This window comes from Bradyrhizobium diazoefficiens USDA 110, assembly GCF_000011365.1.
In the GTDB taxonomy this organism is placed as follows: domain Bacteria; phylum Pseudomonadota; class Alphaproteobacteria; order Rhizobiales; family Xanthobacteraceae; genus Bradyrhizobium; species Bradyrhizobium diazoefficiens.
The window spans coordinates 7357973-7373149 of record NC_004463.1 but is presented as its reverse complement, the minus strand read 5'-3'; the positions used below and the strand labels follow the sequence as shown (position 1 = coordinate 7373149).

Here is a 15177-nt window from a genome sequence, read left to right as displayed (position 1 = left end):
TCAGGCGTGAGGGAAGAGGCCATATGGCGAAGGCGACACTGACCATCAGCAGCAAGAACTACTCGTCCTGGTCGCTGCGTGGCTGGCTGCTGACGAAGTTTTCCGGGCTCGATTTCGAGGAGATCGTGACCGCGCCCGACGATGCCTCCGCGCGTGCCGAAATCCTGTTGCTGTCGTCGTCGATCCTGGTGCCATGTCTGCGCCACGACGGCGCGACTGTCTGGGATACGCTGGCGATCGCCGAATACCTCAACGAGGTGATGCCGGACGCCGGCCTGTTGCCGGATGACCGCGTCCAGCGCGCTCATTGCCGCTCGATCTGCGGCGAAATCCATTCCGGCTTCACCACGCTGCGCGCCTCGCTGCCGGTCAATCTGAAGGGACACTTCCCCGGCTTCAAGATCTGGTCGCGCGCGCAGGCCGACATCGACCGCGTCTGGTCCATCTGGCGCGACTGCCTGGAGAAATCGGGCGGCCCGTTCCTGTTCGGTGAGAGGCGCACCATGGCGGATGCGATGTACGCGCCCGTGGTGACGCGCTTCGTGACCTATGACGTCAAGCTCGAGCCGCTTCTGAAGGCCTACGCCGATACCATCATGGCCATGCCCGAGATGCAGGAATGGATCGCGGCGGCCAAGGAAGAGCCGGCCGAGATCGAGGAGCTCGAGGTCGAATATTAGGCAGGCGTTGCGGTGGCCTGCCTGTTTCGGGGGCGGGGACCGGCTGGGGCGGCGGTGCGAGCCATGCCTTGTCCACCGTTAGTCGTCCGTGAAGAAGGACTAAGCCACTGATCGGGAATCTCGATTTGGGCTAAGGGGCATTTCCAGATTGCAAGGTTTTGATGCTTTGGGCGTCAGAACCTTGCGATTTGGTTTTCGTGGATTCCCTCGAAGCGGGAAGCATGATTCCTTGTCTGCATCGGAGGGAACGATGCGGCCGAAGAAGCACAAGACGACGGGATCGAACGATCTGTTCCGGGCTCGGCTCGACCAGATCATCAATATGAAGCACGAGCTGGTTCTGCTCGCCGGCAAGGTCGATTGGGACTGGATCGACGGCGAGATCGCGCCGCTCTACAGCGAGAACGGCAGGCCCGGGATCGAGACGCGCTTCATGATCGGTCTGCTGTTGCTCAAGCACATTTACGGGCTGTCCGATGAGGAGGTGTGCGAGCGCTGGGTCCATGACCCATACTTCCAGTTCTTCACCGGGGAAGAGTTCTTTCAGCACACGTTCCCGCACGAGCGCTCGGACCTGAGCCATTGGCGCAAGCGGCTTGGCGACAAGCTGGAGTTGCTGCTGGCCGAGAGCTTGCGGGTAGCGCACGAGGCCGGTGCATTACGCAGCCAGGACCTCAAGCGGGTTACGGTCGACACCACGGTGCAGCCGAAGGCCATCACCTTTCCGACCGATGCCAAGCTGCTGCATGCGGCCATCAAGGGGCTCAACCGCCTGGCGATCAGGCACGGCGTCAGGCTGCGGCAATCCTATGCTCGCATCGCCAAGGCCGCCGCGATGATGGCCGGCCGCTACGCCCATGCCAAACAGTTCAGGCGGCATCAGCGGCAGTTGCGTATCCTGCGTAGCCGGCTGGGCCGGATCATCCGCGACATCCGCCGCAAGATCGAAGGCCAGCCAGCACTGGAGCAGGCGTTCGCCCTCCCGCTCGGCCGGGCCACGCAGATCCGCTCGCAGCAGCAGCGCCAGCGCGGCTGGAAGCTCTATTCCTTCCATGCCCCGGAAGTGGAGTGCATCGGCAAGGGCAAGGCCAGCGCGCCTTACGAGTTCGGCGTGAAGGCCTCCATCGTCACCAACAACCGCCGGGCTCCCGGTGGCCTGTTCGTGCTGCACGCCAGCGCACTGCCCGACAACCCCTACGACGGTCACACCTTGCGGGACGTCATTGACCGCACCGAGACACTCACCGGCTGTCCGATCGAGCGGGCCTATGTCGACAAGGGATACCGCGGCCACGACGCACAAAATCCCCGTCGCGTCTTCATCTCCGGCCAGAAGCGCGGCGTTTTCGGTGTCATCAAGCGCGAGCTGCGCCGCCGCTCCGCCATCGAGCCCATCATCGGACACCTGAAGGCGGAAGGCCACCTCGGGCGCTGCTACCTCAAAGGCCGCGCCGGCGATGCCGCCAACGTCGTCCTCTCAGCCGTCGGACACAACTTCCGCCGCATCCTCGCCTGGCTGAGATATCTCTTGTGCCTGTTCCTGGCCCAGCTATGGCGCACGCTCGCCCGGCCAGCCTCGATCAATCCGGCTTCTTAACGGACGACCCGTTAACCTTTGGCGCCGGCTCCAGGCTCGAGCCCACCCGGCCGTCGCGCAGATATTGTGCGCGAAAACAGACCCGCGTCGACATCTAGCCGTGAACAGGCGTGGACGAGGCGATTCGGCTGATTCGGACGCGATTCGTTCGAACCGCGTTCCGAAGGTTAAGGCGGAGCGCGGCCCCGTTGCATTTTGGAACAGAAGCCGCTGTCAGGCGACGCCGGAGTGCTTCACACGCGGCAAGCGCCAGCCGATCACGGTCGCTTCGACCGCGATGCCGGCCTCGTGGTTCTGCCAGCGTCCCTCGACATAGCGGCAGGCGAACGGCAGTTGATACGTTCCGCTGTGATCCTCGCACAGCACTTCGACCGGCAAGCCAGGAGGCGGTTCACCGGCTCCGTCGAATTCCGCCAGACGTCTATCGCGCGTTGCCATTCCAAAAATCTCCCCTAATCAAAGCCGCGGAAAGAGCGCCCATTTCTTCCGCGCGCGGTTCACTGCTCCCTGTCCCAAGGGAACAAGCCAAGCTCAACGCGAGAATGCGGTACGAGTGTGGTAGCGTCCGGCGGCTGTGCGCAAACAGCGCACATTGCCGTGATCAATTTGACGAGGAACCTGCATGCCGTTTCGAAGCGCCGGCGTCTGTGTCGTGATGTTGCTGCTCGCCACGCTGGCGATCGCGCCGCTCCGCGCGCAGGACGTGCCCGGCATCGAGATCTGCACCGTCGAGAAGACCATGGAGCGGCGCACCAGCTGCCTCCAGAGCAACGTCGATTTCCTCCAGAAGACGATCACCAAGCTCAACCTCGATCACCAGCAGAAGCTGGATGCCGCCAATCGCCAGATCGACGCGTTGAAGACGAGCCTTGCCGGCTTGCAGAAGACGCTCGGCGATCTCCAGGCCGCGCAAACGAAGATCGCGGAGGACGTGAAGAAGAAGCAGGACGCACCGCCGGCCAAGGACGCGGCGAAATAGGCGCCGCGCTCACGCGACGCGATATCGCTCCATCACGCCGCGGTCGGGCTCATAGCCGAGCCCAAGCCCAGTCGGCACCGCGACATGGCCGGTGGCATCGACGTCGGCGCGGCCGCCCCAGAGGCAGGCCTCGCGCTTCAGGTAAAACATCTCGACGAACCCGTCGTCGCGCCCCGCCAGCAGATGCAAGGTCGCAAGCAGGCCGGGGCCGAAATACGGGGAGTGCGGGACGATCTTGACGCCGAGCCGATCGGCGAGCGCCGCGACCTTCAGGAACTCCGTGATGCCGCCGACCTTGATTACCGACGGCTGGGCGTGGCTCACCGCGCCCGCATTCATCATCTGGCGGAATTGATGTTCCGTACAGGCGTTCTCGCCGGCGGCGACGCCGAGCCCGCCCTTGCTGCGGACCTCGGCGAGCGCGGCAAAATCCTCCGGTGGCCAGACCGGCTCCTCCAGGAACATCGGCTGCGCGTCCCGGCATGTCCCGGCGAACGCGATCGCCTGCTCGCCCGACAGCGGGCAGTTCATGTCCACCATCAGCGGTACGCCCGGCCCGATCGCCTCGCGCGCGGCATAGACCGCCGGCGCCGTGGTCTCGTGCAGCTTGATGGCGCCATAGCCGAGCGCGAGCGCTTTCTTGCATTCGGCCGCGATGTTGTCGGGCGAGCCGATCCGCAACAGGCTCGCATAGGCCGGAATGGCCGGGCGCCTGGTCTCGCCGAGCAGGCGGTGCACCGGCACGCCCTTGATCTTCGCGGCGAGGTCCCACAGCGCGATGTCGAGCCCGGAGATCGCGAACATGGTGATGCCGTAGCGGCCGAACAGATGCAGATTGCGCTGGATCTGCTCCATCACCGCGGCAATGCCGGCGGCATCGGGAACCTCAAGCCCACGGGCCTGCGGTGCGATCATCTCCTCGACGGCGCTGCGCGTGGTGCGGGGGCAGACATAGGCGAAGGCATCGCCCCAGCCGGTCAGTCCGGCATCGGTCGTGACCTCGACGATCACCATGTCGAGCGCCGTGATGGCGGAGGCGCCCTGGCGGAAGCTCGCGACACCGGCGTCATAGGGGATGCGGATCTGGTGCGCCCGCACATCGGTGATCTTCATGACGCGGTTCCTCCTGCTTTCTTGTGAGCGGTTTCAAGGACGTCCCGAGCGTAGCCATGAACGCCGGGACGTTGCCAGTGGCTGTGCCGGCGTTATTCTCTTGCGGGACCGCAACGCCGATCAAGCGAAGCCCGCGGCGTTCCGTGCATCATGGTCGCGCTTCGAACGAGGGCCCGAACCAGCATGAATCCAGCCCAGCGCGCGCTCTGGTATATCGAGAGCCATCTGGCCGAGCCGATGACGCTCGACGAGATCGCTGCGATATCGGGCGTGTCGCGGTTCCACATCGTGCGCGCGTTTGCCGCAGCCACCGGCCTGCCGGTGATGCGTTACGTGCGCGCGCGGCGGCTGACCGAGGCGGCGCGCAGTCTTGCGAACGGCGCGCCGGACATTCTGTCGCTGGCGCTGGAGGCGGATTACGGCTCGCACGAAGCATTCACCCGCGCGTTCCGCGACCAGTTTGGCACCACACCCGAAGCGGTGCGGGCCGCGACGTGTACCGGCCATCTCAAGCTTCAGGAGCCGATCCTCATGGACTCCACCATCTCAGACACTCTCGCCCCGCCGCGTTTCGAGACCGCAACGGCCTTCCTCGTCGCCGGCATCAGTGAACGCATCTCCTGCGACAACGGCGCGATCATCCCGGGGATGTGGCAGCGCTTCCACCAGGAGGTCGCCGACATTCCGGCGCGTGTCGGCAACGTCGCCTATGGCGTCTGCTGCAACGGCGACGATGCCGGCAATTTCGACTACATCGCCGGTGTCGAGGTCAGCGATTATTCCGACCTGCCGCGCCGCTTCGGCCGCATCCGCATCCCCGAGCAGCGCTATGCGGTGTTCGCCCACACCGACCACGTCGCCTCGATCAGGCGCACCGTCAACACGATCTGGAATCAGTGGCTGCCCGCCTCCGGCCTGAAGGCCGCGGACGCGCCGAGCTTCGAGCGCTACGACGAAAAATTCGATCCCGCGACCGGCAATGGCGGCTTCGAGATCTGGGTGCCGGTGCGCGGGTAGCACGATCCGCGATGACCCTTAATCGCGCCTTGCGGCGCAACGCTGGCATACCGTCCCGCTTGCTTGGCAAGCCCCGGTGACTTTGTCATAACCGCAGGCAAATCTTGCGTGTGGGGCCCGTGCCGGACATCCCGTGCAAGCCATAACAAGCAGCCGGGAGGGTCTCAATGTCTGACGTCCGCGTTCTCGCCACCGACCTCGAATTTCCCGAAGGGCCGGTCGTGATGCCGGACGGTTCGGTGGTGCTGGTGGAAATCCGCGGCCAGCGCCTGACCCGCGTCTATCCCGACGGCCGCAAGGAGATCGTGGCGAAGGTGCCGGGCGGACCGAATGGCGCCGCCCTCGGCCCCGACGGCAAGATCTACATCTGCAACAATGGCGGCTTCTCCTGGATTCCGACCGGCCAGATGATCATGCCGGGCCCGCAGCCGGACAACTATCTCGGCGGCTCGATCCAGCGAGTCGACCTGCAATCCGGCAAGGTCGAGACCGTCGTGACCAAATGCGGCGAGCACGAGCTGCGCGGGCCGAACGATCTGGTGTTCGACAGGCACGGCGGCCTCTGGTTCTCCGATCTCGGCAAGCGCCGCGCGCGCGAGATGGACGTCGGCGGCATATATTATCTCAAGCCCGGCATGAAAGAGGTCGTGGAGGTCGTGCACGGCGTGCTGCCGGCCAACGGCATCGGGCTCTCGCCGGACGAGAACACCGTCTACATCGCGGAGACGCCGACGGCGCGGCTCTGGGCCTATGAGCTCTCCGCGCCCGGTACGCTGAGGCCGCGCGAGGTGATCTATCGCGGCGAGCGGGGCAAGCCGATCTGCGGCCTCGGCGGCTACCAGATGTTCGACTCGCTCGCGGTGGAAGCTGGCGGCAATGTCTGCGTCGCCACCCTCGTCTCCGGCTGCATCTCGGTGATCGCGCCTGACGGCACCCTGGTCGAGCAGGTGCCGACCGGCGACCGCGTCACCACCAACATCGCCTTCGGCGGCCCCGGGCTGAAGACCGCCTACATCACGCTGTCAGGCAAGGGCGAGCTGATCGCCATGGACTGGCCGCGCGGTGGTTTGCCGTTGAACTTCTTGAACAAGTGACAATCGCGTAAAACGCGATTGTCATCCCGGGGCTATGCGGAGCATAGAACCCGGGATCTCGAGATTCTCAGGTGCGCAATTGCGCACCATAGTCTGGTCCTTCGGACCATCCCGGAATGACATTCATGAGGAACGATATATGCCCTGGCCCGATCCCATCACCCTGCGTGGACAGCACGCCCGTCTCGAGCCGCTGTCGCGTCAGCATATCGAGGGGCTGACCGAGGCCGTGAAGGACGGCGAGCTCTCGAAGCTCTGGTACACTGCGATTCCCCTGCCTGAGAACATGGGCAAGGAGATCGACCGCCGCCTGGCCTTGCAAGCCGCAGGCTCGATGCTGCCGTTCACCGTGTTCGACGCCGGCGGCAACATCGTCGGCATGACGACCTACATGAATATCGATGCCGCCAACCGCCGCGTCGAGATCGGCTCGACCTGGTATGGCAAGAGCGCGCAGCGCGGCCCGCTCAATACGCAGTGCAAGCTGCTGCTGCTCCGGCACGCCTTCGAGACGCTGAACTGCATCGCGGTCGAATTCCGTACGCACTACTTCAACCACCAGAGCCGCCGCGCCATCGAGCGCCTGGGCGCCAAGCAGGACGGCATTCTGCGCAGCCACCAGGTCGCGCCGAACGGCACGCTGCGCGACACCGTGGTCTACAGCATCACCGCCGCCGAATGGCCGACCGTGCAGGCGCATCTCGAATTTCAACTCAACGACAAGCCGCGCTGAGCGGCCGAGGCACCATGGACAGATTTGATTATGTGATCGTCGGCGCGGGCTCCGCCGGCTGCGTGCTTGCCAACCGGCTCAGCGAAGATCCGAACGTTAGCGTCTGCGTGCTGGAGGCGGGCCCGAGCGACTGGCACCCGTACATCCATCTGCCGGCGGGCTTCATCAAGACCTTCCACATGAAGAGCATCAACTGGGCCTACCAGCAGGAGCCGGGGCCCTACACCGGCGGGCGCAGCATCTACGCGCCGCGCGGCAAGACGCTCGGCGGCTCGTCCTCGATCAACGGCCACATCTACAATCGCGGCCAGCGCATGGATTTCGACACCTGGGCGCAGATGGGCAATCGCGGCTGGGGCTATGCCGACGTGCTGCCCTACTTCAAGCGGCTGGAGAAGCGGGTCGGCGAGGGTGAGGACACCTATCGCGGACGCGACGGCAACCTCATCGTCACCACCATGGACTGGCGCGATCCGCTCTGCGAGGCCTTCATGGAGGGCGCGGTCTCGCTCGGCATCCCGCGTAACCCCGACTACAACGGCGCGAAGCAGGAAGGCGTCTCCTACTGCCAGCGCACCATCAACAACGGCCTGCGCGTCTCCGGCTCGACCGCGTTCCTGAAGCCCGCGATGAAACGGCCGAACGTGCATGTGCACACTCACGCGCACGCAACCGAGATCATCTTCGAGGGCAAGCGCGCGGTCGGCGTGCGCTACACCAAGGGCGGCCGCGGCGGCACGCCGGTCGAGGTGCGCGCCAACAAGGAAGTGATCCTGTCCGGCGGCACCTATAATTCGCCGCAGCTGCTCCAGCTCTCCGGAATTGGCTCGCCCGATTTGCTCGGTGCTCACGGCATCCAGGTGCGTCACGCGCTGCCGGTCGGCGAAGGTCTGCAGGATCACTACGCCCCGCGCACGGTGGCGCGCGTAAAAGACATCAAGACCATCAACGAGCTCCGCCGCGGCTTCTCGCTGTGGATCGAGGCGCTGAAATGGGCGACCGCGCGCCGCGGCCTGCTCTCGCTGTCGCCGACCATGGTCTATTGCTTCTGGCATTCCGGCGAGAGCGCCGAGAGCTCCGACCTGCAGCTCACCTTTACGCCGGCAAGCTACAAGGAAGGCGTGCAGGGCCAGCTCGAGGACGAGCCCGGCATGACGGTGGCGTCCTGGCAGCAGCGCCCCGAGAGCCGCGGCTATGTCCGCATCCGCTCGGCGGATCCGTTCGCGCCGCCGATCATCCAGACCAATTATCTCGACGCCGAGCTCGACCGCCGCGTCATCGTCGGCGGCATGAAGCTCGCACGGCGCCTTTTGAAGAGTTCGCCGCTGTCGCCCTACTATGCCTACGAGGATTTCCCCGGCCCCAACATCAACACCGACGACGAGTTTCTGGCCGCCGCAACGGAGCGCGGCACCACCACCTTCCACCCCGGCTGCACCTGCCGCATGGGCCCGGCGGATTCCACCTGGGCGGTGGTCGACGACCAGCTCCGCGTCCACGGGTTGGAGGGCCTGCGCGTGATCGACGCCTCGGTGATGCCGCGCATGATCTCGGCGAACCTGAACGCGTCAACGATGATGATCGCCGACCGCGCCTCGGACCTGATCCGCGGCAAGGTGCCGATGGAAGCCGCGCGGATTCCGGATGCGGCGGTGGCGTGAGATCTTCGAGGGTGGGTTAGCTAGCGGCTGCGCGAAGAGCAGTCCGCGCGGCGTAACCCACCACTTCTCTGGACGCGGAGACAAAAGAGGTGGGTTACGCTGTTGCTAACCCACCCTACTAGATTTGCTGTGTCGCTCACCCGTCAACCCCTCCCCGCAAAAATATTCCACTTTACCGAAATTCGGAATTGCGGCATACATCGAGCCAGCCCGGCTCGACGAAGAGGGGCGGTTCGCGAGTCGTTCGAAACGCGAGCCGGGTTGCGGTGGACGCGGCAGCGTCGTGTGCGAGAGGCTGAGGGCCGGGCGGATTGCTCTCCGTGAGCCCAAAACTTCGTGCGGACGAGCGGCGTTGCGTGCGTACGGCAAAACCGTGTGGTCCTGGCCGTCGTTGCTACGGTCAAGCTCTTGCGGATGCGGCAGTCGCGTCAACCGGCGCGGTGTCGGTGAATTCCGCGAGGACGAGGGAGGCCAGAACGAACTCGGCTCCCGGGAGAGCACGGCATAAGCCGTCCGACCACTGCGCAGGGAAGGCCGTGTGTTGGGCTTCACCTGTATGCCGCTGTGCAGTTTTTCTGCGTGTGCCTTCGCACGGCGGACCGTGGGTGCCAGCCGGCACCCGGCCTTCCCTGCGCCCTCTTTCCTGGAGGGTGTGATGGAGAGAGCAAAGCTCGGGCGAAATGCGCCGCGAGGATGCGAAGTCGTGTCTGTGACCACACACTCGCTGTCATCGCCCGCGAAGGCGGGCGATCCAGTATTCCAGAGGCGGTTGTGATGGAGCCGAGAGGCTGCGGCGTACTGGATTCCCCGCCTTCGCGGGGAATGACAGCGTCATCTGGAGAACCAGCCCATACCTCATCCTCCGTCATTGCGAGCGCAGCGAAGCAATCCAGACTGTTTCCGCGGAGGGATTCTGGATTGTTTCGCTGCGCTCGCAATGACGAGGTTGAGGCAGCGCGCAAATGCCTCCCCAACGTCGTCCTGGCGAACGCCAGGACCCATTACCCTAGGGAGTGGTTTGGTGGGCGGTACTGGCCTCGGAGTCTTATCGATAAATCACGCGGTATGGGTCCCGGCCCCCGTGCGCAATTGCGCACTAGGCCGGGACGACACCGCGCGTGTGGTTGGCGGCGCGCCGACCTACACTTCCCTTCGGCTCAAGAACGCCAGCCGCTCGAACAAATGCACGTCCTGCTCGTTCTTCAGCAGCGCACCGTGCAGCGGCGGGATCAGCTTGCGCGGGTCCGGTTCGCGCAGTTGCTCCACGCTCATGTCCTCGTTGAGCAGCAGCTTGAGCCAGTCCAAAAGCTCCGAGGTCGACGGCTTCTTCTTCAACCCGGGCACCTCGCGCACCTCGAAGAAGATGCGCAGCGCTTCCTCGACCAGGCGCTTCTTGATGCCGGGGAAGTGGACGTCGACGATCCGGCCCATGGTGTCGGCGTCGGGGAACTTGATGTAGTGGAAGAAGCAGCGGCGGAGGAAAGCGTCCGGCAGCTCCTTCTCGTTGTTGGAGGTGATCATCATGATCGGGCGCTGCTTCGCCTTGATCGTCTCGCCGGTCTCGTAGACATGGAATTCCATGCGGTCGAGCTCGAGCAGCAAATCGTTCGGGAACTCGATGTCGGCCTTGTCGATCTCGTCGATCAGCAGCACCGGGCGCTGTTCGGCGGTGAACGCCTCCCACAGCTTGCCGCGCTTGATGTAGTTCCTGATGTCGGAGACGCGGGCATCGCCGAGCTGGCTGTCGCGCAGGCGCGACACCGCGTCGTATTCGTAGAGGCCCTGCTGCGCCTTGGTGGTGGACTTGATGTGCCAGGTCAGAAGCGGCGCGTTCAGCGCCTTGGCCACTTCCTCCGCCAGCACCGTCTTGCCGGTGCCGGGCTCGCCCTTGATGAGGAGCGGGCGCTCCAGCACGATCGAGGCATTGACGGCGACCTTGAGATCGTCGGTCGCAACATAGTCCTTGGTGCCGGTAAATTTCATCGCGCGTCCTTGTTGGTCGTCGTCCCAGATCTTGCCTGCAGGCATCGCCCTGGTCCAACAAACGGAACGGCCGCTCATGGCGGCCGTTCCTGGTTCGGTCAGGCTTTCAGACCCGTTTTATCAGCGAAAGGATGACGAGCACAATCACCGCGCCGATGGTGGCATCCACGATGGCGCCGACCGTGCCGGTGGCGAGCTGGATGTGCAGCTGAGGCAGCACCCAGCCCGCAACCAGCGCGCCGATGATGCCGACGACCATGTTGCCGATCAGCCCAAATCCCGCCCCGTGGACAATCTTGCCGGCGAGCCAGCCGGCGATCGCGCCGATGATGAGTGCTGCGAGAATTCCCATTGCAAACGTCCCCAAAACAACCCCGTGAGGCGGCCAATTCTAGAGCAAAAAGCCTCCCGGTCCAGCAGCGTTCGCGATCTCGCTTCACCTCTCCCAATGGGAGAGGTGAAGCGCCCCTTGACGTCCGCCCCCCGACGGGCAATCTGTCACCCATGTTCCTGCAATTCTTCACTTCTCTGCGCGATGCGCAGGTCCCCGTGACGCTGCGCGAATACCTCACGCTGATGGAGGCGCTCGACGCTGACCTCGCGGACTACACCGTCGAGAATTTCTACTATCTGTCGCGCGCCTCGCTGGTGAAGGACGAGCGCAATCTCGACAAGTTCGACCGCGTCTTCGGCACCGTGTTCAAGGGGCTGGAGAGCCTGCTCGAGGCCATGGACAAGGCCGAGATCCCCGAGGAGTGGCTGAAGAAGCTCGCGGAGAAGTATCTCACCGAGGAAGAGAAGAAGCAGATCGAGGCCATGGGCTGGGACAAGCTCATGGAGACCCTGAAGAAACGCCTCGAGGAGCAAAAGGGGCGGCATCAGGGCGGCTCGAAGTGGATCGGCACCGCCGGCACCTCGCCGTTCGGGGCCCACGGCTATAATCCCGAGGGCGTCCGCATCGGTCAGGAGAAGAACCGCAACAACCGCGCCGTGAAGGTGTGGGACAAGCGCGAGTTCAAGGATCTCGACGGCAATGTCGAGCTCGGCATCCGCAACATCAAGGTGGCGCTGCGGCGCCTGCGCAAGTTCGCGCGCACCGGCGCGCCTGATGAGCTCGATCTCGACACCACCATCCGCGAGACCGCCAATCACGGTTATCTCGACGTGCACATGCGGCCCGAGCGGCGCAACGCGGTGAAGCTCTTGGTGTTCTTCGACATCGGCGGCTCGATGGATTCGCATATCGAGCAGGTCGAGGAGCTGTTCTCGGCGGCGAAGAGCGAGTTCAAGCACATGGAGTACTTCTACTTCCACAACTGCCTCTATGAAGGCGTGTGGAAGCAGAACAAGCGCCGTTTCACCGACCGCACGCCGACCTGGGACGTGCTGCACAAATACCCGCACGACTACAAGGTCGTGTTCGTCGGCGACGCCTCGATGTCGCCTTACGAGATCATGGTGCCGGGCGGCTCGGTCGAGCATGTCAACGAGGAGCCGGGTTCGGTCTGGCTCGACCGCATCATCCGCACCTATCCGCATACGGTGTGGCTCAATCCGGTCGCGCAGAAGCACTGGGACTATTCGGAATCGACCACCATCATCAAGCGCATCTTCACCAATCGCATGTTCCCGATCACGATCGAGGGGCTGGAGGGTGCGATGAAGGAATTGACGCACTAGCTTCCCGTCATTCCGGGGCGCGCGTAGCGCGAACCCGGAATCCATCGGGCCGTAATGTTCGTCGATAAATGGATTCCTGGTTCGATGCTGCGCATCGCCCCGGAATGACGAAATAACAGAAGGGAAGACCCATGCCCCAGACCATCACCCGCGGCATCAAGGCGCTGATCTACGAGGCCAATGCCGAGATCGAGACGCTCACCGCCAAGGACGCCATCGAGATCTCCAAGAACGGTGACGTCGTCATCGTCGACATCCGCGATCCCCGCGAGATCGAGCGCGACGGCCGCATCCCCGGCGCGTTCGCCTGCACCCGCGGCATGCTGGAATTCTGGATCGATCCGCAGAGCCCGTACGCCAAGCCGATCTTCCAGGAAGACAAGAAGTTCGTCTTCCACTGCGCCGGCGGCCTGCGCTCCGCGCTCGCTGCCAAGACCGCGCAGGACATGGGCCTCAAGCCCGTCGCCCACATCGCCGGCGGCTACGCCGCCTGGCGCGACGCCGGCGGCCCGACGGAGCAGTGGGAGCCGAAGAAGAAGGGCTAGATCTCTCCCTTCGTCATTCCGGGGCGCGCGTAGCGCGAACCCGGAATCCATTCATCCACCATCTCTGCCGCGCGATAGATTCCGGGCTCGCGCTACGCGCGCCCCGGAATGACAAGGAAAGACCGATGACCCCCGACCCCCTCGTGTCCACCGAATGGCTCGCCGCCCATATCAACGACGCCAACCTTAAAGTGCTCGACGCCAGCTTCAAGCTGCCGGGCGTGCTGCCGCTGCCGAAGGACGACTATCTCGCCGCGCATCTGCCCGGCGCGGTGTTCTTCGACGTCGACGCGGTGTCGGATCATTCCAACCCGCTGCCGCATATGTATCCGAGCGCCGAGCAGTTCGGCCGCGACGTCGGCAATCTCGGCATCGGTAATGCCGACACGGTCGTGATCTACGATGCCGGCGGCTGGGTCGCCGCGCCGCGCGCGTGGTGGATGTTCCTGGCTTTCGGCCACGGCAATGTGCGCATCCTCAATGGTGGCCTGAAGAAGTGGCGCGCGGAGGGGCGTCCCGTCGAGAGCGGCGAGGTGAAGCCGAAGCCTGCGACGTTCAAGGCGAGCTATGACGCCAAGCGCGTGCGCAGCATGCAGCAGCTCGTCGCCAACGTCGAAAGTAACAAAGAGCAGGTGATCGACGCACGCGCCGCCGACCGCTTCGAGGGCCGCGCGCCCGAGCCGCGCGCGGGCATCCGCTCCGGCCACATCCCCGGCGCCCGCAACGTGCCCTACAATCTCCTGTTCGATGCCGCGACCGGAACGATGAAGCCGCTCGACGATCTGCGTGCCGCCTTCACCGGTGCCGGCGTCAAGCTCGATGCGCCGATCGTGACGAGCTGCGGCTCGGGTGTGTCGGCCGGCGTGCTGACGCTCGCGCTCTATCGCCTCGGCATCACCGATACCGCGCTCTATGACGGCTCATGGTCGGAATGGGGCCAGGCCGGCGGCCCGCCGGTCGCGACCGGGCCGGCGTAAGCTTACTGGCGCGCGCGCGTGGTCGTCGTAGCGAAGGTCTGCTGCGGCTGTCCAAACGGGTCAAGCGACTGCTGCAGCTGTTGAGGCGGCGGGCGCCGCACCACGCGGTGCCGCTTCTTCGCCTTCGCCCGCGGCTTCGTCGCCTTGCTGTCCGGTGCGCTGCTGTCCGCCTTGGCCTTGGCCGGCGGATCCTTCCAGGCCGTGGTCGCGGGATCGTTCAGTGCAGCCATCCTGGCCGAGGCGGCATCGAGCGCCGAGGATTCCAGGGCGAGGCTAGGGTCAGCCGGGGCCGGCGCGCCGGCGGTCGGGACAGGGGTGGCCTCGGGGATCGATGCCGTGGTGTCGGCAGGGGTGAGCGTGTCGGTGGGAGCTGGTGCCGTGGCTTCCGTCGTCGTCTCGGCCTTGGCCGGTTCGACGGCCGAGGTGTCAGCCGGCGGTGTAACGACCTGGGGCTGAGCGTCAGCCTCACTCGTCACCGCTGCGACCTGCTCGGGCTCGCTCACCGGCAGAGCGATGGTCGGCACCTGGTCGCGCAGCGACGGCGCGGTGGGCTCGGCCGGCTCCGGCTCCGCGCGCAAGGCCGCGAGCACCGGCTGGGCCGGCTCGGACGCCTGCGCAAACATCTGCTCCTGCGGGCCGTTCCGCCAGGAGGGGTTGCTGACATACTGCTCGTGGCTCGCCCGCAGCAGCGCGGCGGCGCCCAAGCCGAACACCAGGATGGAGGTTGACAGCAGGATCGCGGCAAGCAGGAAGCGAAAGCCGGGAAGCATCGAGGGATTGCGAATTTCCGCCCCGGCGGCGAGGTGGCCAGGGCCAATGAGCCATCTGAACGCGGTGACGGTACTGGTTGCCGCGTTCGCCACGCGGAATCGGAGCTCAAAGCGGCGGCGAATCAGGCTGATTCGAACATATCGCAACCCCTCCGCGCCGTTCCCTTAAAATCGGGGTCGATGACTCCGGCAATCCACGGCGGAATGCGATTTCCGCCCCCGTGATGCAACGGAGCAACGGTAGTCTTGCGGATCACAAATCGGCAAATCCGGCGCAAATCGGCCTGTAATGTCTTGAATGTGCCGCTATCTTCGGTCATCTGGCCGTTAGCGGTCCGATAGGGCCTG

15 protein-coding genes are annotated in these 15177 nt (G+C 64.9%); 10 read left to right on the top strand and 5 right to left on the bottom strand.

What is annotated here, in order from left to right; translation table 11 throughout:
- Positions 1 to 23 precede the first annotated feature (23 nt).
- On the top strand, positions 24 to 680 hold the full coding sequence (locus tag BJA_RS33960) for a glutathione S-transferase family protein (RefSeq protein ID WP_038967666.1): 657 nt from the start codon (positions 24 to 26) through the stop codon (positions 678 to 680).
- A gap of 250 nt (positions 681 to 930) precedes the next feature.
- On the top strand, positions 931 to 2277 hold the full coding sequence (locus BJA_RS33955; protein ID WP_011084757.1) for an IS5-like element ISBj5_B family transposase: 1347 nt from the start codon (positions 931 to 933) through the stop codon (positions 2275 to 2277).
- Between the two features lie 213 nt (positions 2278 to 2490).
- Here BJA_RS33955 and BJA_RS33950 read toward each other — a convergent pair whose 3' ends face one another.
- Positions 2491 to 2715, bottom strand: a complete 225-nt coding sequence (locus BJA_RS33950; protein ID WP_011089440.1) for a hypothetical protein — start codon at positions 2713 to 2715, stop codon at positions 2491 to 2493.
- A 184-nt stretch (positions 2716 to 2899) separates the two neighbouring features.
- Between BJA_RS33950 and BJA_RS33945 the strand changes: the two genes are divergently transcribed.
- Positions 2900 to 3256, top strand: a complete 357-nt coding sequence (locus BJA_RS33945; RefSeq protein WP_038967667.1) for a hypothetical protein — start codon at positions 2900 to 2902, stop codon at positions 3254 to 3256.
- 9 nt (positions 3257 to 3265) lie between these two features.
- Here BJA_RS33945 and BJA_RS33940 read toward each other — a convergent pair whose 3' ends face one another.
- A complete protein-coding gene (locus BJA_RS33940; protein WP_011089439.1) occupies positions 3266 to 4369 on the bottom strand; it encodes a mandelate racemase/muconate lactonizing enzyme family protein in 1104 nt (367 codons plus the stop codon).
- A gap of 183 nt (positions 4370 to 4552) precedes the next feature.
- Between BJA_RS33940 and BJA_RS33935 the strand changes: the two genes are divergently transcribed.
- From BJA_RS33935 to BJA_RS33920, 4 genes are all read left to right on the top strand, one after another.
- Complete coding sequence (locus BJA_RS33935; RefSeq protein ID WP_038967668.1) at positions 4553 to 5386, top strand: AraC family transcriptional regulator; 834 nt, start codon at positions 4553 to 4555, stop codon at positions 5384 to 5386.
- Positions 5387 to 5553: 167 nt separating this feature from the next.
- Positions 5554 to 6480, top strand: coding sequence for an SMP-30/gluconolactonase/LRE family protein (locus BJA_RS33930; protein WP_011089437.1), 927 nt, complete (start codon positions 5554 to 5556; stop codon positions 6478 to 6480).
- A 139-nt stretch (positions 6481 to 6619) separates the two neighbouring features.
- On the top strand, positions 6620 to 7213 hold the full coding sequence (locus BJA_RS33925) for a GNAT family N-acetyltransferase (protein ID WP_038967669.1): 594 nt from the start codon (positions 6620 to 6622) through the stop codon (positions 7211 to 7213).
- A 14-nt stretch (positions 7214 to 7227) separates the two neighbouring features.
- Positions 7228 to 8874, top strand: a complete 1647-nt coding sequence (locus BJA_RS33920) for a GMC family oxidoreductase (RefSeq protein ID WP_011089435.1) — start codon at positions 7228 to 7230, stop codon at positions 8872 to 8874.
- 1140 nt (positions 8875 to 10014) lie between these two features.
- Here BJA_RS33920 and BJA_RS33915 read toward each other — a convergent pair.
- Positions 10015 to 10857 carry an AAA family ATPase gene (locus BJA_RS33915; RefSeq protein ID WP_164930931.1) on the bottom strand — a complete coding sequence of 281 codons (843 nt, stop codon included), beginning with the start codon at positions 10855 to 10857 and terminating at the stop codon, positions 10015 to 10017.
- A 106-nt stretch (positions 10858 to 10963) separates the two neighbouring features.
- On the bottom strand, positions 10964 to 11209 hold the full coding sequence (locus tag BJA_RS33910; protein ID WP_011089433.1) for a GlsB/YeaQ/YmgE family stress response membrane protein: 246 nt from the start codon (positions 11207 to 11209) through the stop codon (positions 10964 to 10966).
- Positions 11210 to 11361: 152 nt separating this feature from the next.
- Between BJA_RS33910 and BJA_RS33905 the strand changes: the two genes are divergently transcribed.
- The 3 genes from BJA_RS33905 to sseA all read left to right on the top strand — a co-directional run bounded on the left by BJA_RS33905 (position 11362) and on the right by sseA (position 14059).
- On the top strand, positions 11362 to 12537 hold the full coding sequence (locus BJA_RS33905; protein WP_011089432.1) for a vWA domain-containing protein: 1176 nt from the start codon (positions 11362 to 11364) through the stop codon (positions 12535 to 12537).
- Between the two features lie 131 nt (positions 12538 to 12668).
- Positions 12669 to 13082: a rhodanese-like domain-containing protein gene (locus BJA_RS33900; protein WP_011089431.1), complete on the top strand. Its 414-nt coding sequence runs from the start codon at positions 12669 to 12671 to the stop codon at positions 13080 to 13082.
- 125 nt (positions 13083 to 13207) lie between these two features.
- Positions 13208 to 14059: a 3-mercaptopyruvate sulfurtransferase gene (gene sseA, locus BJA_RS33895; RefSeq protein WP_038966391.1), complete on the top strand. Its 852-nt coding sequence runs from the start codon at positions 13208 to 13210 to the stop codon at positions 14057 to 14059.
- A gap of 2 nt (positions 14060 to 14061) precedes the next feature.
- Here the strand turns inward: sseA and BJA_RS33890 are convergent, their stop codons facing one another.
- Positions 14062 to 14829 carry a hypothetical protein gene (locus tag BJA_RS33890; protein WP_178372671.1) on the bottom strand — a complete coding sequence of 256 codons (768 nt, stop codon included), beginning with the start codon at positions 14827 to 14829 and terminating at the stop codon, positions 14062 to 14064.
- Positions 14830 to 15177 lie beyond the last annotated feature (348 nt).

What these genes read in the sequence shown, in the direction of transcription:
- BJA_RS33950 (WP_011089440.1), bottom strand. Translation starts at nt 2,715, where the DNA reads ATGGCAACGCGCGATAGACGTCTGGCGGAATTCGACGGAGCCGGTGAA.
- BJA_RS33915 (WP_164930931.1), bottom strand. Translation starts at nt 10,857, where the DNA reads ATGAAATTTACCGGCACCAAGGACTATGTTGCGACCGACGATCTCAAG.
- BJA_RS33945 (WP_038967667.1), top strand. Translation starts at nt 2,900, where the DNA reads ATGCCGTTTCGAAGCGCCGGCGTCTGTGTCGTGATGTTGCTGCTCGCC.
- BJA_RS33905 (WP_011089432.1), top strand. Translation starts at nt 11,362, where the DNA reads ATGTTCCTGCAATTCTTCACTTCTCTGCGCGATGCGCAGGTCCCCGTG.
- BJA_RS33955 (WP_011084757.1), top strand. Translation starts at nt 931, where the DNA reads ATGCGGCCGAAGAAGCACAAGACGACGGGATCGAACGATCTGTTCCGG.
- BJA_RS33935 (WP_038967668.1), top strand. Translation starts at nt 4,553, where the DNA reads ATGAATCCAGCCCAGCGCGCGCTCTGGTATATCGAGAGCCATCTGGCC.
- BJA_RS33940 (WP_011089439.1), bottom strand. Translation starts at nt 4,369, where the DNA reads ATGAAGATCACCGATGTGCGGGCGCACCAGATCCGCATCCCCTATGAC.
- BJA_RS33920 (WP_011089435.1), top strand. Translation starts at nt 7,228, where the DNA reads ATGGACAGATTTGATTATGTGATCGTCGGCGCGGGCTCCGCCGGCTGC.
- BJA_RS33890 (WP_178372671.1), bottom strand. Translation starts at nt 14,829, where the DNA reads ATGCTTCCCGGCTTTCGCTTCCTGCTTGCCGCGATCCTGCTGTCAACC.
- BJA_RS33900 (WP_011089431.1), top strand. Translation starts at nt 12,669, where the DNA reads ATGCCCCAGACCATCACCCGCGGCATCAAGGCGCTGATCTACGAGGCC.
- sseA (WP_038966391.1), top strand. Translation starts at nt 13,208, where the DNA reads ATGACCCCCGACCCCCTCGTGTCCACCGAATGGCTCGCCGCCCATATC.
- BJA_RS33925 (WP_038967669.1), top strand. Translation starts at nt 6,620, where the DNA reads ATGCCCTGGCCCGATCCCATCACCCTGCGTGGACAGCACGCCCGTCTC.
- BJA_RS33960 (WP_038967666.1), top strand. Translation starts at nt 24, where the DNA reads ATGGCGAAGGCGACACTGACCATCAGCAGCAAGAACTACTCGTCCTGG.
- BJA_RS33930 (WP_011089437.1), top strand. Translation starts at nt 5,554, where the DNA reads ATGTCTGACGTCCGCGTTCTCGCCACCGACCTCGAATTTCCCGAAGGG.
- BJA_RS33910 (WP_011089433.1), bottom strand. Translation starts at nt 11,209, where the DNA reads ATGGGAATTCTCGCAGCACTCATCATCGGCGCGATCGCCGGCTGGCTC.